Origin of the sequence: Pseudomonas sp. LS-2, from assembly GCF_003605735.1 — a bacterium.
In the GTDB taxonomy this organism is placed as follows: Bacteria; Pseudomonadota; Gammaproteobacteria; order Pseudomonadales; family Pseudomonadaceae; genus Aquipseudomonas.
In genome coordinates this window covers 1-20,948 of record NZ_QXTJ01000016.1, presented here as the reverse complement: position 1 = coordinate 20,948, position 20,948 = coordinate 1, and the positions used below count along the sequence as shown (strand labels likewise).

20 protein-coding genes and 2 pseudogenes are annotated in these 20,948 nt (G+C 60.4%); 10 read left to right on the top strand and 12 right to left on the bottom strand.

Features of this window, described 5'->3' with window-relative positions; translation table 11 throughout:
* Positions 1-15 precede the first annotated feature (15 nt).
* A complete protein-coding gene (locus D3M70_RS10805) occupies positions 16-294 on the top strand; it encodes a DUF3509 domain-containing protein (RefSeq protein ID WP_120125762.1) in 279 nt (92 codons plus the stop codon).
* 133 nt (positions 295-427) lie between these two features.
* Here the strand turns inward: D3M70_RS10805 and D3M70_RS10800 are convergent, their stop codons facing one another.
* The 4 genes from D3M70_RS10800 to aroC all read right to left on the bottom strand — a co-directional run bounded on the left by D3M70_RS10800 (position 428) and on the right by aroC (position 4,445).
* A complete protein-coding gene (locus D3M70_RS10800) occupies positions 428-1,144 on the bottom strand; it encodes a helix-turn-helix transcriptional regulator (protein WP_120125761.1) in 717 nt (238 codons plus the stop codon).
* Positions 1,145-1,480: 336 nt separating this feature from the next.
* Entirely contained in the window at positions 1,481-2,029 is a 549-nt protein-coding gene (locus D3M70_RS10795) for an acireductone dioxygenase (protein WP_120125760.1), read from the bottom strand.
* 138 nt (positions 2,030-2,167) lie between these two features.
* Entirely contained in the window at positions 2,168-3,319 is a 1,152-nt protein-coding gene (locus tag D3M70_RS10790) for an MFS transporter (protein WP_165869779.1), read from the bottom strand.
* A 34-nt stretch (positions 3,320-3,353) separates the two neighbouring features.
* Positions 3,354-4,445 (bottom strand): chorismate synthase, encoded by a 1,092-nt coding sequence (gene aroC, locus D3M70_RS10785; protein ID WP_120125758.1) that lies wholly within the window; start codon positions 4,443-4,445, stop codon positions 3,354-3,356.
* Positions 4,446-4,588: 143 nt separating this feature from the next.
* Here aroC and D3M70_RS10780 point away from each other — a divergent pair, with 143 nt between their 5' ends.
* Together D3M70_RS10780 and D3M70_RS10775 are read left to right on the top strand one after the other, a co-directional pair.
* On the top strand, positions 4,589-5,572 hold the full coding sequence (locus D3M70_RS10780) for an alpha/beta hydrolase (RefSeq protein ID WP_256659807.1): 984 nt from the start codon (positions 4,589-4,591) through the stop codon (positions 5,570-5,572).
* 199 nt (positions 5,573-5,771) lie between these two features.
* Positions 5,772-6,572: a hypothetical protein gene (locus tag D3M70_RS10775; protein WP_120125756.1), complete on the top strand. Its 801-nt coding sequence runs from the start codon at positions 5,772-5,774 to the stop codon at positions 6,570-6,572.
* A 120-nt stretch (positions 6,573-6,692) separates the two neighbouring features.
* Here the strand turns inward: D3M70_RS10775 and prmB are convergent, their stop codons facing one another.
* Positions 6,693-7,601: a 50S ribosomal protein L3 N(5)-glutamine methyltransferase gene (gene prmB / locus D3M70_RS10770; RefSeq protein ID WP_120125755.1), complete on the bottom strand. Its 909-nt coding sequence runs from the start codon at positions 7,599-7,601 to the stop codon at positions 6,693-6,695.
* Positions 7,602-7,853: 252 nt separating this feature from the next.
* Here prmB and D3M70_RS10765 point away from each other — a divergent pair, with 252 nt between their 5' ends.
* The 5 genes from D3M70_RS10765 (at position 7,854) to D3M70_RS10735 (ending at position 11,599) form a co-directional block, all read left to right on the top strand.
* Positions 7,854-8,477 (top strand): cysteine hydrolase family protein, encoded by a 624-nt coding sequence (locus D3M70_RS10765; RefSeq protein ID WP_120125754.1) that lies wholly within the window; start codon positions 7,854-7,856, stop codon positions 8,475-8,477.
* Between the two features lie 236 nt (positions 8,478-8,713).
* Positions 8,714-9,034 (top strand): hypothetical protein, encoded by a 321-nt coding sequence (locus D3M70_RS10760; protein WP_120125753.1) that lies wholly within the window; start codon positions 8,714-8,716, stop codon positions 9,032-9,034.
* 95 nt (positions 9,035-9,129) lie between these two features.
* The gene (locus D3M70_RS10755; RefSeq protein ID WP_120125752.1) at positions 9,130-9,690 is read left to right on the top strand and encodes a Smr/MutS family protein; all 561 of its coding nucleotides are present in this window, start codon (positions 9,130-9,132) and stop codon (positions 9,688-9,690) included.
* Positions 9,691-10,628: 938 nt separating this feature from the next.
* Positions 10,629-11,174: a GTP cyclohydrolase I FolE gene (gene folE, locus D3M70_RS10740; protein WP_120125749.1), complete on the top strand. Its 546-nt coding sequence runs from the start codon at positions 10,629-10,631 to the stop codon at positions 11,172-11,174.
* 53 nt (positions 11,175-11,227) lie between these two features.
* On the top strand, positions 11,228-11,599 hold the full coding sequence (locus D3M70_RS10735; protein WP_165869773.1) for a glutathione S-transferase N-terminal domain-containing protein: 372 nt from the start codon (positions 11,228-11,230) through the stop codon (positions 11,597-11,599).
* A 6-nt stretch (positions 11,600-11,605) separates the two neighbouring features.
* Here the strand turns inward: D3M70_RS10735 and D3M70_RS10730 are convergent, their stop codons facing one another.
* The 3 genes and pseudogenes from D3M70_RS10730 to D3M70_RS10720 all read right to left on the bottom strand — a co-directional run bounded on the left by D3M70_RS10730 (position 11,606) and on the right by D3M70_RS10720 (position 13,962).
* On the bottom strand, positions 11,606-11,992 hold the full coding sequence (locus D3M70_RS10730; RefSeq protein ID WP_120125748.1) for a lysozyme inhibitor LprI family protein: 387 nt from the start codon (positions 11,990-11,992) through the stop codon (positions 11,606-11,608).
* Positions 11,993-12,143: 151 nt separating this feature from the next.
* Positions 12,144-12,746 (bottom strand): annotated as a pseudogene (locus tag D3M70_RS10725) (glutathione S-transferase family protein).
* Between the two features lie 49 nt (positions 12,747-12,795).
* Positions 12,796-13,962 carry a PLP-dependent aminotransferase family protein gene (locus D3M70_RS10720; protein ID WP_120125747.1) on the bottom strand — a complete coding sequence of 389 codons (1,167 nt, stop codon included), beginning with the start codon at positions 13,960-13,962 and terminating at the stop codon, positions 12,796-12,798.
* 81 nt (positions 13,963-14,043) lie between these two features.
* Here D3M70_RS10720 and D3M70_RS10715 point away from each other — a divergent pair, with 81 nt between their 5' ends.
* Both D3M70_RS10715 and D3M70_RS10710 read left to right on the top strand, forming a co-directional pair.
* Positions 14,044-14,481: a MarR family transcriptional regulator gene (locus tag D3M70_RS10715; RefSeq protein WP_120125746.1), complete on the top strand. Its 438-nt coding sequence runs from the start codon at positions 14,044-14,046 to the stop codon at positions 14,479-14,481.
* Positions 14,482-14,592: 111 nt separating this feature from the next.
* Positions 14,593-15,780 carry a benzoate/H(+) symporter BenE family transporter gene (locus tag D3M70_RS10710; RefSeq protein ID WP_120125745.1) on the top strand — a complete coding sequence of 396 codons (1,188 nt, stop codon included), beginning with the start codon at positions 14,593-14,595 and terminating at the stop codon, positions 15,778-15,780.
* Between the two features lie 165 nt (positions 15,781-15,945).
* Here D3M70_RS10710 and D3M70_RS34140 read toward each other — a convergent pair whose 3' ends face one another.
* From D3M70_RS34140 to D3M70_RS10695, 4 genes and pseudogenes are all read right to left on the bottom strand, one after another.
* Positions 15,946-16,650, bottom strand: coding sequence for a methyl-accepting chemotaxis protein (locus D3M70_RS34140; RefSeq protein WP_375232953.1), 705 nt, complete (start codon positions 16,648-16,650; stop codon positions 15,946-15,948).
* A gap of 204 nt (positions 16,651-16,854) precedes the next feature.
* Positions 16,855-17,031 (bottom strand): annotated as a pseudogene (locus D3M70_RS34135) (hypothetical protein); the annotation flags it as partial.
* Positions 17,032-18,234: 1,203 nt separating this feature from the next.
* Positions 18,235-19,164, bottom strand: coding sequence for an LD-carboxypeptidase (locus tag D3M70_RS10700; RefSeq protein ID WP_120125956.1), 930 nt, complete (start codon positions 19,162-19,164; stop codon positions 18,235-18,237).
* 118 nt (positions 19,165-19,282) lie between these two features.
* Positions 19,283-20,755, bottom strand: a complete 1,473-nt coding sequence (locus D3M70_RS10695; RefSeq protein WP_120125743.1) for a mechanosensitive ion channel domain-containing protein — start codon at positions 20,753-20,755, stop codon at positions 19,283-19,285.
* Positions 20,756-20,948 lie beyond the last annotated feature (193 nt).

The following is a 20,948-nucleotide window of genomic DNA, read 5'->3' as shown; positions in this document are numbered from 1 at the left end:
ATGGAGCCGCTAGACATGACTTTCATCCAAGAGAAATTCGCTTCCGTATTTTCCGATTTCGAAGTTGTCACTCAGCCTCGTCCTGACGGTGGTGTGTTGCTGTCGTTGCGCAACCACGAGGGCAAACAGATTCGTCGCTCGGTGTCTTACGCCCAACTGCACACCCCCGTTCAACTGGAATGGGTGATCAGCGCAATTCGCCGTGACCTTGCCGCTCAAGCCAGCGAGCTTCCGGCTATCTCGATGCTGCAAAGCCAGCACCGTTTCGACCTGCCGACCTATCACACCCGTTGATAGAGCAAGGTTAAAGGCAGCTGATGTACCTCTGAAGCTGCCTGTCTTGAAGCATCCCTTGTAGATACCGCGATAGCGTCGCTGCCATCGCGGTTGTTTTATGCGCGCATTCACAGGGCCGACGGTTGTCGGTCTAGCGGATGATCCCGCGGCACAAGGCTTCGCCTACCGCCTGAGCCCGGTTGGTGACACCGAGCTTGGCGTAGATGCTTTTGAAGTGGTGCTTGACGGTGGCTTCCGAGACTTCCTTGATCAGACCGATTTCCCAGGCCGTCTTGCCCTCCCGGGCCCACTTGAGGATCTCCAGTTCCTTGGGGGTCAGTGCACGGGTCTGGAACTGGCGTCCCTTGCCCGCGACATGCAGCATCGGCACCAGACTGGCAAGCAAGTATCGGTCGTTATGGGTCAATGCCCGGGACATTCCGTTGAGCGAGCAGATGGTGATGACCCCCTGGTTGACGCCGCCCTGGCTGCTGTACCCGTAAGAGCAGCCCGGCAGCAACTGGCAATCCTCCACCGCCGCCAGATAGGCGCTGGTGGGCGGGTAGGTCTCGAACGCGTCCGCCCAGCCCAGAAACCCGAGGGTGTGGCGAAAACACCGCACGATCGGATCTTCGATCATCAACCTTCCCTGGCAATAGAGATCCTTCCAATAGTCATCGACATTGGACGTGATGCAACTGAGCAATTCTGCGTTGCGATACTGGTAGAGCATCGCCCGCTCACACTTGCATTCCTCCCTGAGCCAGTCGAGCGCGTTGGAAATCGCCGCATTGCCATCTTGCTCCGTGACGCTGCTGACCATCTGCTGGATCAACGGACTCAGCGTCCCTGTTGGCATATTCTTCATCTTTCCCTCCGTTTAAAAACCTCATGTGTCGTCCCCGGTTGCTCATTAGAGTTTTAAGTTGATTGCAGCCCCCGGACGTCAGAAGTCGTGCAGAAAATCTGCGCTAATCAGGCACGTCCAGAGACTGTCAGGTACCGACAGGCGAAGGGTTACACAGTCAGGAGGGCTTAAACACAAGGGTGAAAACAAACAGGCATGCCTGACTTGTAAACAGGCCACTTCCCACAAAATTTCCAAAACCTGCTTACATTTTTATGAATCCAGTAACAAAAAACGGCCAATGTCAGTGACATTGGCCGCTCTTGAAAATGACAGCATCGCGCTTTGAAAGCCGCCTCAGTCTTCCAGGCGCGGGAACTGGCTGGCGATGTCATCGCCGGTGAGCGTCGCCTCGGCTCCCTGCCCGCCCTTGCACAGACGCAGCGCCACGAAATACGGATTTTCGCCGCCGTCGAACCAATGACGAGTCCCGGCTGGCAGGCCAATCAGGTCGTTCCTTTCACACAGGACGGCGTAGACAAAGTCGCCGATGTGCAGGGAAAATAGACCACGACCGGCGGCGAAGAAGAACCGAACCTCATCCTCGGCATACTGACGTTCTTCGAGGGGCCCGGCATGGCGCTCAGCGCGTTGCGACGGGTCGCGACCCGCGCTGACCACATCGACCGTGAGATACCCGCGTTCGGTCATCAACCTGTCGATCTGAGTACGGTAGGCACCGATCAACGCTTCCTCGGTGGCGCCCGGTGCGATCGGGGTTTCGGCTTGCCAGCGGTCGAACGTCACGCCGTGCTCGGCCAGTGTCGAAGCGATGTCTTCAAGGTGGGTCAGGACCTTGTTCGGCATTTCCGCAGATGAGACGTGGTAAACGGACAGGCTGCTCATTAGGGTGTTCCTCGGTTCAGTCGGCGCGGGACGGGCCAGGGTCCGGTCAGACGCGGTTCGTTCAGATAATGTAGAAAACAGTCAGGGTGCACTGCGCAGCGGTCGAGCGCCGCAGCGGCGCTCGCAAGGATGAACGATTCATGCGCGCTCCTCTTTCATGCGCGTGGCAGCCAGTACCGCCGCAGTCAGTGCCGCGAGACTCGCAATTGCGAAGGTCCAGCTGGCACCCAGCGCGTTCCAGCTGTAACCGGAATACAGAGCGCCAATCGCCCCGCCGGTGCCGGACAATGCTGCATACAGTGCCTGGCCCTGGCCTTGCTGCCGTGGACCGAAACTGCGCTGCAGGAAATGAATGGCTGCAGCGTGAAAACTGCCAAAAGTGGCCGCATGCAGCAACTGGGCGAAGATCAACACGGCGAGATGATCGGCGAGATTACCCAGTAGAAGCCAGCGCAACGAAGCCAGGGCGAAGCTTGCGACCAGCACCGTGCGCACAGTGAAATGCTTGAGAATTCGACTCATGGCCAGGAACATCAGCACCTCGGCCACCACCCCGACGGCCCACAGCATGCCGATGATCCCGCGGCTGTAGCCCAGGTGCTCCAGGTGCAACGTGAGGAACGTGTAATAAGGGCCGTGACTCAACTGTATCAGCGCAACGCTGATATAGAAGGCAAGCACGCCCGGGCTGAACAGCTGCTTCACAAACCCTTCACCCGCCGGGCGCTGGCTCGACACCGGCGGCTGGGCATTGGGCACCCACCAACTGCTGGCAACGATGCCGACCATGATCAACAGCAACGCCTGCGGATACAGATCCAGACTGAACCACTCCAACAGCCGCCCGAGACCGACCACGGCCAGGATGAAGCCAATCGAGCCCCATAACCTGATCTGGCTGTAGCGTGCCGTCTGACCTTGCAGATGCGCCAGCGTGATCACCTCGAACTGGGGCAACACCGCATGCCAGAAAAACGCATGCAATGCCATGACCATGGCCAGCCAGGCGTAGGATTTGTCGACGAGAATCAGCGAAAAGCACGCCAGGGTGCAGACTGCGCCGAAGCGCACGATAGCCAGACGTCTTCCGGTGTAATCGCCGAGCCAACCCCAGATATTCGGCGCCACGCAGCGCATCAGCATGGGAATGGCGACCAGTTCGCCGATCCGCGCACTGGGAAACCCGAGGTGGTCGAGGTACAGCGCCAGAAACGGCGCCGTCGAACCGAGCAAGGCGAAATAGAAAAGATAGAAACCGGACAGTCGCCAGTAAGGAATCGCTGCCACGATCAGACGCCCGTGGCAGCGGAACCGGAGGAAGGCATTACAGCTGGCCCAGAACCGGGGTGCCGACGCGTACGTCCAGGTTCTGACCGCGGTGACGCAGGAGGTGGTCGAGCAGGACGATGGCCATCATCGCTTCGGCAATCGGCGTCGCGCGGATACCGACGCAAGGGTCATGACGGCCTTTGGTGATCACGTCGACCGGATTGCCGTCGATATCGATAGAACGGCCCGGCGTTGTGATGCTCGACGTTGGCTTGAGTGCCAGATGCGCCACGATAGGTTGTCCCGAAGAGATGCCGCCTAGGATGCCACCGGCGTTGTTCGAGACGAAGCCTTCCGGCGTCATCTCATCGCGGTGCTCGGTGCCACGTTGGGCAACGCTGGCGAAACCGGCGCCAATCTCGATGCCTTTCACGGCATTGATGCTCATCAGCGCATGAGCCAGTTCCGCGTCCAGCCGGTCGAAAATCGGCTCGCCCAGACCCGGCATCACACCCTCGGCCACGACGGTGATCTTCGCACCGACCGAATCCTGATCGCGGCGCAACTGATCCATATAGGCTTCCAGCTCCGGGACCTTGTCCGGATCAGGGCTGAAGAACGCATTCTGCTCCACCGACTCCCAGGTCTTGAACGGGATTTCGATAGGGCCCAACTGGCTCATGTAGCCACGTACGGTAATGCCCTGAGTCGCCAGATACTTCTTGGCGATGGCACCGGCGGCCACCCGCATGGCGGTTTCACGTGCAGAACTGCGGCCGCCCCCGCGATAATCGCGAATGCCGTATTTGTGATGGTAGGTGTAGTCGGCGTGGGCCGGACGGAACAGATCCTTGATCGCCGAGTAGTCCTTGGACTTCTGATCGGTGTTGCGAATCAACAGGCCGATGGAGGCGCCGGTGGTCTTGCCTTCGAACACGCCGGACAGGATTTCAACCTCGTCGGCCTCCTGACGTTGGGTAGTGTGTCGGCTCGTGCCGGGCTTGCGTCGGTCCAGGTCACGCTGCAGATCTTCCAGCGACAACTCGACACCTGGCGGGCAGCCGTCGACGATAGCGACCAGCGCCGGACCATGGCTTTCGCCGGCGGTGGTGACAGAGAACAGCTTGCCGTAGGTATTGCCGGACATGCGGGAAGGCTCCGAGAAATCGATCAAACACACGAGCCCGGCAGTATACGCAGGCTGATCGCGTGAATCACCCTCGAACCTTATTCGATTAGCTGCATCCAATTTGACACTTTATTGACGATGGTCCTGCGATGCTACGTGCTATGTCCCTGATCCGCGGCTTGCTGCCGCTGCGAGTAATCGCCTTGACCCTCACTCTGCTGACAACCCTTGCCCACGCCGGAACACCGGTCGTGCTGCAACGCCCCATAACTCTCGACACCGGCTCCGGCGAGCTGTTCGGCACCCTGTTGCTGCCCAAATCGGCCACACCGGTGCCGGTGGTGCTGATCATTGCCGGGTCCGGCCCGACCGACCGCGACGGCAATAACCCGGATGGCGGGCGCAACGACAGCATGAAGCGCCTGGCGTTGATTCTGGCCAGGCACAACATCGCCAGCGTGCGGTACGACAAGCGCGGCGTGGCGGCGAGTCGCCCGGCGACACCCGACGAACGCGACCTGACGATAGAGAAATACGTTGACGATGCGGTCGCCTGGAGCCAGAAACTCAAGACCGACCCGCGACTGGGGCAACTGATCCTGATGGGCCACAGCGAAGGTGCACTGGTCGCCACGCTGGCGGCTGAACGGGCGGGCGCCAGTGCGCTGATATCGGTTGCCGGGACCGGTCGCCCGGTTGATCAGGTGGTGCGCGAGCAACTGCAATATCGCCTCCCGCCTCCCCTCTTGGCGCGCAGCGAAGAACTGATCGAGGAAATGAAGGCCGGCAAGACCGACGACAACGTTCCCGACCCGTTGCAGGTGGTTTTCCGGCCGAGCGTGCAGCCCTATCTGATTTCGCTGTTTCGGCAGAAACCGGCGGTCGCCTTCAGCCAGCTGAAGATTCCAACCCTGATCATTCAGGGCCGTAACGACATGCAGGTCGGCGTCGGCGATGCCGAGCTGTTGCACCGGGCCAAACCCGACTCGCAACTGGCGATCATCGACGGCATGAACCACGTGCTGCGCATCGTGCCCATGGACATGAAGCGTCAACTGGCGTCCTACAAGGATCCGCAACTGCCGCTGGCCAGCGAGCTGTCCGACCGGATCATGAAGTTCATCGGTTCCGTGCCTGCCGCGTAGGTTCAGGCTCGCTCCTCTTCTGTAGCAGTCCGGCTTGCCGGCGGTGGCGACGCCAATTACCCCACCGCCGGCAAGCCGGACTGCTACAGGTCGTATCGACATCGTTCCTGCGCGGATCCCCCTTCAGCTTCGTCGAAAACGGCCGATACGAGGTTGCTGGCATTGTGTTTGCCGAGCAATGTCGAAAAGGATCGCCGTGATGACAGAAGCAACCATTGAGGCCGAAGCGGCCGCCCCCAGCGACACTCATGAAGGCGAAGCCGCCGCTCCGGTCTTGTGGGAGGACGTGCAGGCCGAGCATTTTTCGATGCTGCGCCTGGCCCCGCTGCCGACGGATCGGGCCACCGGTGGTCGTCCGCTGCGCTTCGTCGAATTCGGCCGGGCGGAGCGCCACAGCAAGGATTTCAGTTTGCTGCGCATGAGCTATCACCTGCCCGGACAAAAGACCCGCAAGGAACAGAATCAACTGGACATCTGGGTCGATCACGCCAATCGCTCCGTACGCGTGGGGCCGGAATCCGGCCTGCAGATCGAACCATGGAACCGTGGCTTGGGCCGTTTCATGGTCGCGCAGGGGATTCACTGGGCACAGAAGCGCTGGTCTGAATACAAGATTGCCGGCACGGCACTGGCCAACAAGGATGCGCTGAACGAAGACACCCGCCTGCGCCGCGACCACTTCCTCAAGACGCACGGTTTCGAAGTGGTGTACGCCGATCCTCAGCACCTGAAGGGCAGTATCAAGGACGCCAAGGTCGGGAACCTCAACAACACCTGGAACACCGATAAGGTACAGATCGTCGAAATCCTAGACGCCGCGCAGATGCTGCAGCAGGCCGAGCAGAGGATTCAGGAGCAGGAAGTCTCCATCAAGAAAGCCGAAGACAAGGTCAGCAAATACCGCCGCGACGACAGTGGGCTTCGTTTCACAATCGCCTGCCTGGTGACCTTCGCCGTGTTTCAGGCCGGGTTATTGATCTGGATTGCGACGCATCGCTAAGGATTCGCTTTTTGTAGGAGTGAGCTTACTCGCGATGAGGGTGTTTGCGTCGATACAGGCTTAGCTGATCAGATCGCCATCGCGAGCAAGCTCGCTCCTACAATGATCTGCCGCCGAGCCTCAAACGCGTGACGCAAACATCGCCTGATGGGCACGGCACTGCTCGGCCGTCAGCATGAACACGCCATGACCACCGCGCTGGAATTCCAGCCACGCGAAGTCCACTTCCGGGTAAAGCGCCTCGACGTGAACCTGGCTGTTGCCCACTTCGACGATCAACAGACCTTTATCGGTCAGGTGATCGGCCGCCTCGGCCAGCGTGCGCCGCACCAGATTCAGGCCGTCATCGCCACAGGCCAGCGCCAGCTCGGGCTCATGCTGGTATTCATCCGGCATGTCGGCGAAATCTTCGGCGTCGACATAGGGCGGATTGGACACGATCAGGTCGAAACGCTGACTTGGCAGCCCCTCGAAGCCGTCGCCCTGCACGGTGTAAACGCGCTCGTCCAGACCGTGGCGCTCGATGTTCTGATTCGCCACTTCCAACGCTTCGAACGACAGATCCGCCAGCGCCACTTCGGCCTCGGGGAACACGTCCGCACAGGCAATGCCGATACAGCCGGAGCCGGTGCACAGATCGAGAATGCGCGCAGGCTCGCTGGCCAGCCAGGGCTCGAAGCGGTTTTCGATCAGTTCGCCAATCGGTGAACGAGGAATAAGCACGCGCTCATCGACAATGAACGACATGCCGCAGAACCAGGCCTCGCCCAGCAGGTAGGCGGTCGGGACGCGCTCATCGATGCGACGCTTGATCAACCGCTGCAGATTGACCAGTTCGTCATCTTCCAGGTTGCAATCCAGATAGTTGTCCGAGATTTCCCAAGGCAGGTGCAGAGCGCCCAATACCAGTTGGCGCGCCTCGTCCCAGGCGTTGTCGGTACCATGGCCGTGGAACAGATCTTCCCCGTGAAAACGGCTGACGGCCCAACGAATATGATCGCGCAGGGTGCGCAGGCGGGAAGTGATCACGGCAGACTCCTTGAAAAAACGACGGGCGATTCTAGCAGCCATCGCCCCAACAAACGATGCCTGCGCCCGACAGCCGTCCGGGGCACGAAACTTTCCACAACCTTTCATTCATTTTGCAGGCAATATGACAGTAACCGCGACCTGCTCGACGGCTTGACGCCCGGTAAAAAGCGACGCTTGTGAGCATTGAGATTCACAGAATCGCTCAGCCAGTGGACAATGTGGCAAAAGCCCCACTCGAAGGAGCCCCAGATGTCTGTTCCAAACAACGGTCCCAAGACCATGTTTCAACTCAGTGGCCGTGAATACGCAGCGGCCACCTTGAGTAATGCCACGCTGATCATCATCGACGCGCAAAAGGAATACCTCAGCGGCCCCCTGGCGCTGACCGGTGTCCAGGATGCCATCGACAACATCGTCAAACTGGTCGATGCTGCACGCATCGCCAAGTCGCCCATCATTCACGTCCGTCATTTGGGGACCGTGGGTGGCATGTTCGATCCTCAGGGCGAGCGCGGAAAGTTCGTCCCCGAACTGCAGCCGCAGGGCGACGAAATCATCATCGAGAAACGTCTGCCCAACGCGTTGAACGGCACCGTGACCACGGATGACCGCAAAACCCTGCACAAGCTGCTTGAAGACCTGGGCCGTCTGGACCTGGTGGTCTGTGGGTTCATGAGCCACTCCAGCGTCAGCACCACGGTTCGAGCGGCCAAGGATTATGGCTTTCGCTGCACCCTGGTCGAAGACGCCTGTGCAACGCGCGACCTGCCAACACCCACCGGCGTGATCAAGGCAGAACTCGTACAGCAGGCAGAAATGGCGATCATGAACGATAACTTCGCCAAGCTTGCCCTGACCAAAGATCTGATCTGATTCACGTCTTCATCGGGAACTGTCCCGCTTGATCCGCAGCGCCTTGACCCGCCTCGGACATCATTTTCCGGCAGTTCCTGAAGAAAAAGCGTACAAATGCAGAGATCGGATTGTGTGCGCTCCGTCACATAACCGCCTATCCGTTAATCACACGTGTTCGCCATAGAGCTCTCACCAGGCGGGAACCACACTGGCAGAAGCTGGTCAGAGCGCCGATACCCATAGAGGAAGTCGGGATGAAGATATCCGATGGTTTTGATGCTCGTCGCCTGCGCCCGAAAGGCCAGAGCAACTGGCGGATGCGCATTGGCGCCGCAATATCGGCCCTTCTCGCCACCGCCGGCGTTTTGTTGGCCATGGCAGGTATCGCCAGCCTGATCGGCCACCCGGCCGCACTGGGCGAACTCAATGCGAGCCCGGCCGGGGCCGTGGTCACGATCGTGATCGGTCTGTTTCTGCTGTACATCGGCGTCTGGCTCTGGCGCCGCAGCCGTCGTCGCCGCCGTCGTGCAGGCGAACTGAACATGTCTCCGCACCTGATGAAGAAGCACGACTGACCCCTCCTCCCGCGTCTTGCCCAGCCGTTTGCACGTTTTAGTCGCGCCGATCACGGCGTGACTTGGTTAAACTGGTGTCCTTCGCGGAGACCGACATGCAAGACGACGATTTTTCCCTGTTCAGAAGCGAGATTCGCGGCGTAAAGCCGATCAAGACTGAACACGCCGACGTAGGCAAACCCAAAACCGACCGTAAGAATCTGGCGAAACTCCGGCAGGCGGCAACCGTACGCTCGGACGCCACTATCACCGTGGACGGCCTTTCCGATCAGTTCGTGATCGACGTAGGGCCGGAAGACACCCTGTACTGGGCGCGCGACGGCGTTCAGGAAGGCCAGATGCGCAAGCTCAAGCTGGGCCAGATCAGCTTCGAGGGTAGTCTGGACCTGCACGGCATGAGCGTGGAGCTGGCGCGAGAAACCGTGTGGGAGTTCCTCGCCGAGGCGACAAAACTGGAAATCCGCTGCGTGCGCATCACCCACGGCAAGGCAGTGCGACTGGACGGCAAGCGGCCGATGATCAAAAGCCATGTGAACACCTGGCTGCGTCAGCATCAACAGGTGCTGGGTTTTACCTCGTGCGTCGCCAAACATGGTGGCGCGGGCGCGGTGTACGTGATGCTCAAACGCACGATGATGGACGGGCGGGACGAGTAATTGGCCTTCCATCGCTGAGGCATTGGCGTCCGCGTCTGGCTTCTGTAGCAGCACGGCTTGCCGGCGGTGGCGTCCTGAGGTTCGCTGCCGCCGGCAAGCCGGACTGCTACAGAAGTCGTGCAAAGGCTCTACTCAGCGAGGGCCGGGTCCCCCGCCGCCACCAGGCCCGCCGCCCTCATAATGACCACCGCCTCCATGCCCACCTCCATGCCCCCCTCCGCCAGGGCCCCAGAAAGGCCAGCAGCCGGACATGGCCGACATTACCGCGATGACCATCGCGACTTTCACTATACGACTTAACATTTTCATCACTCTCTTAACAGCAGGCATTCATCACCTGCAAAGTCTGACAGCACCAGGCGCCCAAACCTCGTCGCCACTTGGTAGCCGCCAGGTATCAGTGTCGATACGAAAAGCACTGCACAAACGAAAAGGCCACAACCGGAAAACACGCCCGTTGTGGCCTTTATTCAATGTCCGTCGGCGATTTGGGCGGCATGCCCGATCAGGTCAAAAAAGATCAGCGGTGGTAATAACCCGGTCCCGGACCGTAGCCTCCACGGCCTTCGTAATAGTGCCCGCCATCATAATGACGATGATCCCAACCACCGTGACGTCCCCATCCAGGGCCAAAAAAACATCCCGAAACCGATGACGTCAGGGCGATCACCAGGGCGATTTTCGCGATTCGGCTCAACATACGCTTACTCTCTTCATCCGGGCATCTGTCACCCGTTAACTCAGACACCGAGTCGACACATTTCGACATAAGCGCTCGGTAAAGGTTAGGTAAAGCTCGCTTTACATCCTCCTGGCGTCGTCATGCCGCAGGTTTGTCGGTCGCCCGCCGTACACCTCCGCGCCCGGCTACGCTACTATGTGCGCCTTTGCTGGCCGCCAGGCTGGCGTTTTTTTGAACCCACACGGAACACAACCCTGTGACACTGGAACAGAACTACACGGCGATCCTTGGTCAACTCGGCGAGGACGTCTCCCGCGAAGGCCTGCTCGACACCCCGAAACGTGCGGCCAAAGCCATGCAGTACCTCTGCCGCGGCTATGGGCAAACCCTGGAAGAAGTCACCAACGGTGCGCTGTTCAGTTCCGACAACAGCGAAATGGTGGTGGTCAAGGACATCGAGCTGTATTCGTTGTGCGAACACCATTTGCTGCCGTTCATCGGCAAGGCCCACGTGGCCTACCTGCCAAGCGGCAAAGTCCTGGGCCTGTCGAAGATCGCGCGTATCGTCGACATGTTCGCCCGCCGTCTGCAGATCCAGGAAAACCTCAGCCGCCAGATCGCAGAGGCTATCGAGCAGGTGACCGGCGCCCAGGGCGTCGCGGTGGTCATTGAAGCCCAGCACATGTGCATGATGATGCGCGGCGTCGAGAAGCAGAATTCGTCGATGATCACCTCGGTGATGCTGGGCACGTTCCGCGAAAACGCTGCCACCCGCACCGAGTTTCTCAGCCTGATCAAATGATCCGGGCTTCCTGAACGCCGCGATTCATTATCGCGGCCGTCGAGGTTTCAAGCATGTTGATGAAGGCATTGAGGGTTGGCCTGGGCCAGTTGGTCATTCTGGTCGACTTCCTGACCCGTCCGAGCAAGAAAAAGCGTTCGCCCGAAGCTCAGGCAGCGGTCGATGAATCGGCCAAAGCCCTGACCCTCTATCAGTTTCAGGCGTGTCCGTTCTGCGTGAAGACCCGTCGTACCCTGCGTCGCCTGAATGTGCCGGTGGCCCTGCGCGATGCGAAGAACAACGAACTCGACCGCCAGACCCTGCTCACAGAAGGCGGCAAGATCAAAGTCCCTTGCCTGCGCATCGAGGAAGCCGGTCAGACGGTGTGGATGTATGAGTCCAAGGTGATCATCGACTACCTGGACAAGCGTTTTTCGGCCGTTTGATACGCCCTACTTCGGGCACCCTTCCTGCCGACACGCCGTGTAGGCCTTCAACTGCTCGACACGCACCTTGGTCTGCTCGGTCAGGCACTGCGCCTGGGACAGCGGCCACAGGCTGCCGCCGTCCTCGCGCTTGCCGACCTGATACAGGCAATCGGCATCACGAAACGCAATCCACTTCTTCTGCGCGTCCTGTAGCGCTTTCTTTTGCGACGGGCTGGTCAGGTAAGCCATCTGCGCCTTGTACTGTTTGTTCAGTTCGGCGTCCTGTGCCGCATAGGCCTTGCTTGCGCACTGGTTCATCGAGGCCTGGGTGGCGTCGCAATCCTCGGCCTGGGCCGAACAGCCGATGCCCAAGGCCATCAGCATGCCCAGCGCAATCATCATGTATCGCATCCAATTCTCCCTTTTTCCGGTTTGATCGCCTGGCCGTGGCCAAGCGGGGCGCAGCGTAAAGCAGTGTGGTGCTCGATGGAGCGCGCACAACATTCAGACATGAAAAAACCGGTCACTGCTGCCAGGACCGGTTTTTTTGATCAGCACTGCGTCAATCCAGCATGCCGACATAGCCCGGCTGCTGCCTGATCCGCTCCAGCCAGCGCTCAATGGCCGGGAACTGAGTCAGGTCAAAACCGCCCTGATCGGCGACGTGGGTGTAGGCATAGAGCGCGATGTCGGCGATGGAAAAGCTCTCTCCCACCAGAAACGGCGTGCGCTGCAGTTGCTGTTCCATGACCTTCAGCGCCTTGTAGCCGCGCTTGTGCAGCTTGCGATACTCGTCCATGCGCTCTTCTGGCAGGCCCAGATAAAACTGGATGAACCGAGCCACGGCGATGGTTGGCTCGTGACTGTATTGCTCGAAAAACTGCCATTGCAGCGTCTGCGTGCGCAGGCGCGGCTCGGGCAACAGTTAGGGCGTGCCTTCGGCGAGGAAATTGAGAATCGCGGTGGACTCCCACAGACAGGTGCCGTCTTCGAGTTCCAGCACGGGAATCTTGCCGTTGGGGTTCTTCGCAAGAAAGTCCTCGGTTTCAGTCTCGCCATTGAGAATGTCCACCGCGACCCATTGGTATTCTGCGCCCAACAGGTTGAGCATCAGCTTGATCTTGTAACAGTTGCCCGAGTTGTAATCGCCATAAACTTTGTACATCTGCAGCTCTCCCCCTCAATTCTGCCCGGTGATGCGTGTGCGTAATGTATCAGGCCGCCTGAGCTGCCTGCGCGTGTCGGATGACGCTCGCCAGTCGTTTGAGCCCTTCGTCGAGCCGCTCGGGGTCGATGTGGCTGAAATTCAGGCGCAGGTAACCTGGGTTGGCGTCCGGATCGGTAAAAAACGGCTCGCCCGGCATGAACGCCACGTGTTGCGCCAGTGCTGTGTGCAGTAGCGTGCGTGTGTCGATTTTTTCCTTGAGCGTGAGCCAGAAAAACAGGCCGCCTTGCGGGCTGTTCCACTGCGCCAGATCGCTGAAATGCCGTTGCAACGCCGCCTCGAACTGATCCCGGCGGGTGCGATAGAAACCGCGCAACTCCAGCAGATGCTGTTGATAGGCTTCGCTGCCGATCCACTGCAACGCCTGCCACTGACCGACGCGATTGGTGTGTAAATCGGCAGCCTGTTTGAGTTTCAGAAGGTGTGGGAACAGGTCCGGCGAGGCGATCAGGTAACCCACCCGCAGCCCCGGCATCAGGGTTTTCGACACCGTGCCGGTGTAGATCCAGCTGGCGTTGTTCAGTCGGCTCACGATGGGGCGCGCGCTGCCGCCGTCGAAGGTCAGCTCGCGATAGGGTTCGTCTTCGACCAGGGTCACGCCGAACTCGTCGAGCAACGCAGCCACCGCGTCCCTCGCCGCCTCGCTGTAGCGCACGGCGGAAGGATTCTGGAAGGTTGGAATCAGGTACGCAAAAGACGGCTTGTGGTCCTGCAACCGCTGACGCAAGACCTGCAGATCCGGTCCTTCGGCCTGCAGCGGTACGGTCAGGCAATCGGCGCCGAACAGCTGAAAAATCTGCAACGCCGCCAGATAGGTCGGGCCTTCCAGCAGGATTTCGGTGCCTTTGTCGATGTACAGTTTGGCCGCCAGATCCAGCGTCTGTTGCGAACCGCTGACGACCATCACCTGACTGGCGTCGCATTGAATCCCCAGCGCACGCGCCTGAGCGGCAAGGGCTTCACGCAGTTGGGGCTCGCCCTCGCTCATGCCGTACTGGCCAATGCTGCGCGGCATGTCGGACCATTCGCTTTGCGGGAGCATGGCTTCGGCGGGCAAGCCGCCTGCAAAGGACATCATCTCGGGACGCTGGGCAGCGGCGAGGATTTCGCGAATCAGAGAACTCTTCAAACGGGTGACGCGTTCGGAAAAAGCCATGAGATCACCACTGGCGGAAATAAATGGAAATACGTCAAACTGGTTGACCGAAATTACGACGACTTGCCCGGATACGTCAATATGCTTGACCTTAAAAATTCATCGACGCAACAAATCGCCATGGAGGCGTTTTTCTTCGGCTACCAGGCGTTCACCGCCAAAGCCGATGAGATGCTCGACCGCCGTGGACTGAGCCGGGTGCACCAGCGCATCGTGTTTTTCATCGCCCGCTATCCGGGGTTGAGCGTGAAGGAGTTGCTGGCGGTGCTGGGCGTGAGCAAGCAGGCGCTGAACACGCCGCTGCGGCAGTTGATCGAAATGGAACTGGTGCTCAGCGTCGCCCCCGAAAACGACAAGCGTAAACGCCTGCTGGAGCTGACCCCTGAAGGCGCCAGGTTCGAAGAGTCGCTGCGTCGCGAGCAGGTGAAACTGCTGCAGCGGGTGTTCGCCGAAGCCGGTCGCGAAGCGGTGGATGGCTGGCTGGCGGTGAATCAGGCGTTGGGGAATACGCTGAAGTAACGCGACGCGAACTGTGCCGATTATTGCGCTTATGGCTGTATCGCAACGAATTGTGACAACTGCGTATAGGCTTGCAGTTCTGTCCACATTGCCGCTTCAGGGATCGACTGCATGACTGACGTAACGCACACGCCATTGCGCCCGCTGACCGACTCCTCGCCTTCGGCCATCGTGGCTGGCTTTATTGCGATGATGACCGGCGTCACCAGTTCGCTGGTGCTGATCTTTCAGGCGGGCCAGGCTGCCGGGCTGACGTCGGGGCAGATTTCTTCGTGGATCTGGGCGCTGTTCATGGGCATGGCGATTTGCAGCATCGGCTTGTCGCTGCGTTATCGCTCGCCGATCACTGTCGCCTGGTCGACGCCGGGGGCAGCGTTGTTGATTGCCAGCCTGGGGCATGTGGCGTATCCGGAAGCCATTGGCGCCTTCATCACCAGCGCGATTCTGGTGTTCATCTGCGGCATCACCGGCAGCTTCGAAAAACTGGTCAAACGCCTGCCCACTTCGCTGGCGGCTGCATTGCTGGCCGGGATTCTGTTCAAGATCGGCAGCGAAATCTTCGTTGCCGCGCAACATCGCACCGGCCTGGTGCTGAGCATGTTCTTCACCTACCTCATCGTGAAACGCTTCTCGCCGCGCTATGCCGTGCTCGCCACGCTGCTGGTGGGTGTGGCGCTGTCGGCCATGCTCGGTATGTTGAACTTCAGCGGTTTCGCGCTGGAAGTGGCGGTGCCGGAATGGACCACGCCGTCGTTCTCGCTGGGTGCGACCATCAGCATCGGCATTCCGCTGTTCGTGGTCGCGATGACGTCGCAGAACATGCCGGGGATCGCGGTGTTGCGTGCTGACGACTACCACGTACCGGCCTCGCCGCTGATCACGGCAACCGGTCTGATCTCCCTGGTGACTGCGCCGTTCGGCGCCCACGGCATCACGCTGGCGGCGATCAGCGCCGCCATCTGCACGGGCCCGCATGCCCATGAAGACCGCAACAAACGCTACACCGCCGCGATCTGGTGCGGGATTTTCTATGCCATCGCAGGTGTGTTCGGCGCGACGCTGGCGGCGCTGTTTGCCGCCTTCCCTAAAGAGCTGGTGCTTTCGATAGCAGCACTGGCGCTGTTCGGTTCGATCATCAACGGCCTGACCGTGGCGATGAATGAGCCGAAGGAGCGCGAGGCCGCGCTGATCACCTTCATGGTCACGGCGTCAGGGCTGACGCTGTTTTCCATTGGCTCGGCGTTCTGGGGGATTGTGGCGGGGGTGTTGACGCTGCTGATTCTTAACTATCGCAAATGACATCTCACTCTCGTGGGAGCCGGCTTGCTGGCGGCGGCAGCTCAGCCCAGGACACATTCTGCTGACACTCCACTTTCTGTAGCAGTCCGGCTTGCCGGCGGCAGCGTTCTGAAGGTCGCTACCGCCGGTAAGCCGGACTGCTAGAGGTCATTTTTAACCACACGCCTACAGTCTGAAATGCCCAACCATGCCTTTCAATTCCATCCCCAGCGACGCCAGCTGGATGCTGGAGGCGGCGTTGCCCTGCATCGCCAGGGCCGACTGATCGGCGCTGGCGCGAATGCTGGTGACGCTGCGGTTGATCTCTTCGGCCACCGAGCTTTGCTCTTCGGCCGCTGCGGCGATCTGCTGGTTCATCTGCTGGATCAGCGACACCGCCGCTGCAATGCTGCCCAAGGCACTTTCGGTCTGCAGCGCATCGCTCACCGCCAGTTTGACCAACTCGCCACTGCTCTGGATCTGCGCGACCGACGCCTGCGCCCCGCTTTGCAGACGGGCCACCAGACGCTCGATTTCTTCGGTTGATTGCTGGGTGCGCTTGGCCAATGCCCGAACTTCGTCGGCCACCACCGCAAAGCCCCTGCCCTGCTCCCCCGCCCGGGCGGCTTCGATGGCGGCGTTCAGTGCCAACAGGTTGGTCTGCTCGGCCACACTTTTGATCACGTCCAGGACCTTGCCGATGTTGTGGATTTCGGCGCTGAGGTTTTCGATGCTGTGGCTGGCCGAATCCGCCGAAGTCGCCAATTGCTCGATGCGCTGCATGCTCTGCCGCACCACGGCCTGGCCGCTGTCGACCTTGGTGTCGGCGGTCTGCGCCGCCAGTGCAGCCTCTTCGGCGTTGCGCGCTACGTCATGAACGGTGGCGGTCATCTGGTTCATGGCCGTGGCCACCTGCTCGGTTTCTTCCTTCTGGGTGCTGACTTCCAGATTGGTTTGCTCGGTAACGGCTGACAGCGAATGGGCGGAAGTCGCCAGTTGCTCGATGCCCGCCTGAAGGCCGCTGACGATGCCGCTCAAACCGGCACCCATCTGTTGCATCGCCTGCATCAGTTGACCGATCTCATCCTTGCGAGTGACGGCGACGGTGCCGCTCAGATCGCCAGCGGCGATGCGCTGTGCGATGGCGATGACGCTGCGCAGCGGCGCGACGATGATCCGCGTTATGACAAACGCGGCGATCAGGCCGACGAACAGCGCCAGCACCGACGAGCCGATAATCTTCAGCGAGTTGGCCTGCAGTTCGGCAATCATCGACTGGTCTTCGGCGTCATAGGCCTGATTGACTTGTTGCACCACGGCTCTGGCGTTAATCGCCAGTTGTTGCGAGACCCTGGCTTCGTCAGCCAGCAAGCCGGTGTATTCGTTGAGCTTGTCGCCGAAATTGGTGATGTGTCCGCTGACTTCGGTCAGGACTGTCAAATAGCCCGGGTCCTTGATCACGCCCTTGAGCTGCTCGGCGGACTCCTGCGCCTGCACTGCCTGTTCGATCTTGCCGGTCTTGGCTTCTTCGCCCGAGCCGGTCTTGCGGCTCTTGTCCAGGCGCACCCTCGCCTCGTCCATGGCTTGCATCATCAGCTTGGCAATCTGGCTGACCTGAGCCGATTGCTCGATGAATTCAGAGCCCTGCTGGCCTTGGGAATCCTTGAGGTTGTAGGCGCCATCGTCGGCCAGACCAGCCTGCAGGACGTCAAGGTTGTTGGCGACGCTGGACACTGACCAACTGGCCATTTCCAGCGCGAGGTCCTTGCTCTGGCTGATGCTGACGAATTCGTCGAAGGACGTGCGGTAAGCCGCGAGCGCTTGCTGAACCTGGGACATGACTCGCGGGTTCACCGCCGAACTGGATTTGAGCTGCTCGGCCTGTGCGGTAAGTGCGTCGAGGCCTGCGTGCAGTGCATCGACCACTTTCGGGTCGCTGTGCAGGGCGAAATCCTGCTCCTGAAGGCGCACACGGTTCAAGCCGGTATTGAGCGCGGTCATTTGCTTGAGGCTGTCGAAATGCACGCTGATCGAACGCAGCGACCAGACCCCGATCGCGGCGACCAGTGCCGTCAACAACAGCACGAGGACGAATCCGATTGCCAGTTTCTTTGCCATTCCGAGATTGGCAAAACGCGTTTGCACGGCCGAAATCATACGGTCAGTCCCCAATCACAGCTCAAAAGCCAAAGGCACACACAACGAGGCCTGGTCAGCACAGCCATTCAATTTTCGTGCAGATTCGCAATGGGTCAGCGGCAAAACAAGTCGTTGACGTCGGAATAATGGCAAATAGCTACGCCAACGTCGCTTCCAGAATGGTTATCGGCGTATCCAGATTCTTCAACAGGGAAACAGACGCCGTACACCCCGGGAATTAAAGGGTGATGCGACGAAAGGTAACGCGCCATCGCGGGGCTCTATCAGCGTTTCGGGACAACCGACGCGCTGGAAACGCTCGCCGTGCAGCTCGGCTCAGCGCGTCGCTGACGCCACCGTCAACGTGCCCGCGTTGGCGTCCAGGGTTGCGCGACTGCCCAGGGCCACGGCGAGATTACGATCGCCATGACCGATGGACAGCCCGCCCAGCAGCGGAATGCCCAGATTGCCGAGACGCTCCAGCAAGACAGCCGGCGGCCGGATGGCGTTGTTGCCGTGGCCGGGCTCGCTGAACTGGCCGACGGCAATGCCGGCCAGCGCTTTGAGCAGCCCGCAGTTGCCCAGATGCGTGAGCAGGCGATCCACACGATAGGCCATTTCGCCAACGTCTTCGATCAGCAGAATCGCCCCTTCGAGGTCCGGCATGAACGGCGTGCCGACACAGGTGCTGAGCATGCTGAGATTGCCCCCCAGCAGAATGCCTTCGGCGACGCCCGAGGTGCGAACGCTGAAGGTAGGCTCCGACCGATCGGCCGGTACGACCGTCGGTTCGTTGCTCATCAAGGCATGCTTCAGGGTGCTGGCGAATATGCCGCCCCGCTCCAGTTGCGCGGCAACCGGGCCATGAACAGTGACCAGCCCGGTGTGACGCCAGAGCGCCCCGTGCAAGGCGGTGATATCGGAAAAGCCCACCACCAGCTTCGGATCACGGCGCACGGCGTCGTAGTCAACATGCTCGAGGATCCGCTGGACCCCATACCCGCCACGGTTGCACAGCACGGCGCGAATATCCGGATCGGCCAGCGCGTCGTTCAGATCGCAGACGCGATGGGCGTCGCTGCCCGCCAGAAAGTGGTCGGCGTCCAGTGCGTGCGGGTAGATTCTCGGGCGCAGGCCCCACGATGTCAGTTCCCGCACCGCTGCCTGAACCCTCGCTTCAGCCACGGGACCTGCGGGTGAAACCAGCGCGACGGCATCACCGGCACGCAGGACATTGGGGGTCAGTATCGGGCGGGACACAGGCATTTCAACAACTCGGCTGATGTTCGAATGAACCGGCAATGTAGAGCACTCCTTGCATTGAATCCAGCGGGTGAGAGGTTGCCCCTAGCCGTCCGGCCTGGCGGCGGGGGTGATCGGTCGATCAGCTCATCTTGTCAGTCGGTCCCGGGTCACCGCTCACCCGAAAGCGCGTGACGCTCTTGCGCAACCAGCCGAGAAAGCCGCTCGGATCGATGACCACCGGCTTGGCTTCCAGAAACGCGGCGCGGGCCTTGGCGCGGAACTTCGCCAACCCCGCCAGCGCGCCAATCAACTCGCCATGCTCTTTCAGCCAGGGTTCGAGGTTGGCCTTCTCGATTCGATAAACCATGCAATCGGTGTACGCGCAGAAGCGTCCTGCGGTCGGCGTCCCGTCGACGAAACCGGTCTCGCCGATCAGTTCGCCGGGGCCCATCCGCCCCACTTCTATCCAGCCATCGGGTCGCTGGATCGACACCGAAATCACCCCCGATTCGATAATGTAGAGCGAGTCAGGGACCACCCCCTCCGCGAGCACGATGTCCTTGGCGGCATACGAGCCCAGACGCATGTGCTGCTCGAGTTGGGCCCGGTCGTCATCACCGAGCATGCGCAGCGCGCCCACAGTATTGAGCACCGCCGACTGCCGCGTGGCCGGCCGCAATTGATCTCCTCGGGTTTCCGTGGAGGCCAGTTGACGGTGAATGAGGTCGAACAGTTGATTGCGCACTGCCGAGCTTCGGTCGCGGGATTTGACGTAGCCGGTGACCTGATATTCGACACTGCGCAGGCCGGACTTCACCACCACCGCACTCGGCTTGGGCTGCGACAGCAACTCACGGCAACCCTGCAGGGCCTTGTCCAAGGAATCCAGCACGACACTGGGGCGCAGTCGCGTCGACAATTCGATGGTCAAGGTCACTGAATGGAAATGATCGGGGCGGCTGAAGTTGACGATGCGGGTCTTGGCCGCCATGGCGTTGGGAATCACCGCCGTACTGCCTTCGGACGTCAGCAGCCGGGTGGAGCGCCAGTCGATTTCGATGACCTTGCCTTCGATGTCATCGACGCGAATCCAGTCGTCGACGCGAAAGGGTTTGGTCGCGTTGAGGACAATCCCGGAAAACACATCCCCCAGGGTGCTCTGCACCGCCAGACCGAAAATGATCGCCACCGCGCCGGACGTCGCCAACAGCCCCTTGACCGGCAGATCGAGCACGTAACCCGCTGCGGCCACGACCGCGACCAGAAAGATGATCGCCCCCATGACGTCCTGCAACAGGTGGCCCTTGCCGCCGATACGCGGTCCCATGACCACGACCGCCAGCACCGTCAGGGTCCGGGCGCCGAACAGCCACCAGGCGATGGTCAGGATCGTCGCCAGCACATGACGGGGCACCGACAGTTCGATCGACACGGGATAGAGTGGGCTCAGCCCCCCGTCCAGCAGCGCCAGACTGAACAGCACGAACAACACCAGCCGACAGATCAGCTTGCGCCGCAACATTCTGGGAGGGAGTGTCTGCCAGAGCACCAGATCGATAACCAGCAGCGTCGAGGCACTGATCAACGGGTAGGAGAACCACAAGTGTTCCATCGAAGCTTCCTGAAGGTAGACAGCTCATGCAGCTTAGCTGAATACCTTGCGAGGAAGAGGTCGCGGTTAAGCGCTGAACGTCATCCTCAAGCTTTTGATTCTGGCCGCAGGCAGAATCACCTCGGCAGGCATCGCCAACGATGCACCTCTGGCCTCTAACCGCCTGGCCAAGGCGATTTCGTATTCAAGCTTT

What these genes read in the sequence shown, in the direction of transcription:
- D3M70_RS10805 (WP_120125762.1), top strand. Translation starts at nt 16, where the DNA reads ATGACTTTCATCCAAGAGAAATTCGCTTCCGTATTTTCCGATTTCGAA.
- D3M70_RS10800 (WP_120125761.1), bottom strand. Translation starts at nt 1,144, where the DNA reads ATGAAGAATATGCCAACAGGGACGCTGAGTCCGTTGATCCAGCAGATG.
- D3M70_RS10795 (WP_120125760.1), bottom strand. Translation starts at nt 2,029, where the DNA reads ATGAGCAGCCTGTCCGTTTACCACGTCTCATCTGCGGAAATGCCGAAC.
- aroC (WP_120125758.1), bottom strand. Translation starts at nt 4,445, where the DNA reads ATGTCCGGCAATACCTACGGCAAGCTGTTCTCTGTCACCACCGCCGGC.
- D3M70_RS10780 (WP_256659807.1), top strand. Translation starts at nt 4,589, where the DNA reads ATGTCCCTGATCCGCGGCTTGCTGCCGCTGCGAGTAATCGCCTTGACC.
- D3M70_RS10775 (WP_120125756.1), top strand. Translation starts at nt 5,772, where the DNA reads ATGACAGAAGCAACCATTGAGGCCGAAGCGGCCGCCCCCAGCGACACT.
- D3M70_RS10765 (WP_120125754.1), top strand. Translation starts at nt 7,854, where the DNA reads ATGTCTGTTCCAAACAACGGTCCCAAGACCATGTTTCAACTCAGTGGC.
- D3M70_RS10760 (WP_120125753.1), top strand. Translation starts at nt 8,714, where the DNA reads ATGAAGATATCCGATGGTTTTGATGCTCGTCGCCTGCGCCCGAAAGGC.
- D3M70_RS10755 (WP_120125752.1), top strand. Translation starts at nt 9,130, where the DNA reads ATGCAAGACGACGATTTTTCCCTGTTCAGAAGCGAGATTCGCGGCGTA.
- D3M70_RS10735 (WP_165869773.1), top strand. Translation starts at nt 11,228, where the DNA reads ATGTTGATGAAGGCATTGAGGGTTGGCCTGGGCCAGTTGGTCATTCTG.
- D3M70_RS10730 (WP_120125748.1), bottom strand. Translation starts at nt 11,992, where the DNA reads ATGCGATACATGATGATTGCGCTGGGCATGCTGATGGCCTTGGGCATC.
- D3M70_RS10720 (WP_120125747.1), bottom strand. Translation starts at nt 13,962, where the DNA reads ATGGCTTTTTCCGAACGCGTCACCCGTTTGAAGAGTTCTCTGATTCGC.
- D3M70_RS10715 (WP_120125746.1), top strand. Translation starts at nt 14,044, where the DNA reads ATGCTTGACCTTAAAAATTCATCGACGCAACAAATCGCCATGGAGGCG.
- D3M70_RS10710 (WP_120125745.1), top strand. Translation starts at nt 14,593, where the DNA reads ATGACTGACGTAACGCACACGCCATTGCGCCCGCTGACCGACTCCTCG.
- D3M70_RS34140 (WP_375232953.1), bottom strand. Translation starts at nt 16,650, where the DNA reads ATGACCGCCACCGTTCATGACGTAGCGCGCAACGCCGAAGAGGCTGCA.
- D3M70_RS10700 (WP_120125956.1), bottom strand. Translation starts at nt 19,164, where the DNA reads ATGCCTGTGTCCCGCCCGATACTGACCCCCAATGTCCTGCGTGCCGGT.
- D3M70_RS10695 (WP_120125743.1), bottom strand. Translation starts at nt 20,755, where the DNA reads ATGGAACACTTGTGGTTCTCCTACCCGTTGATCAGTGCCTCGACGCTG.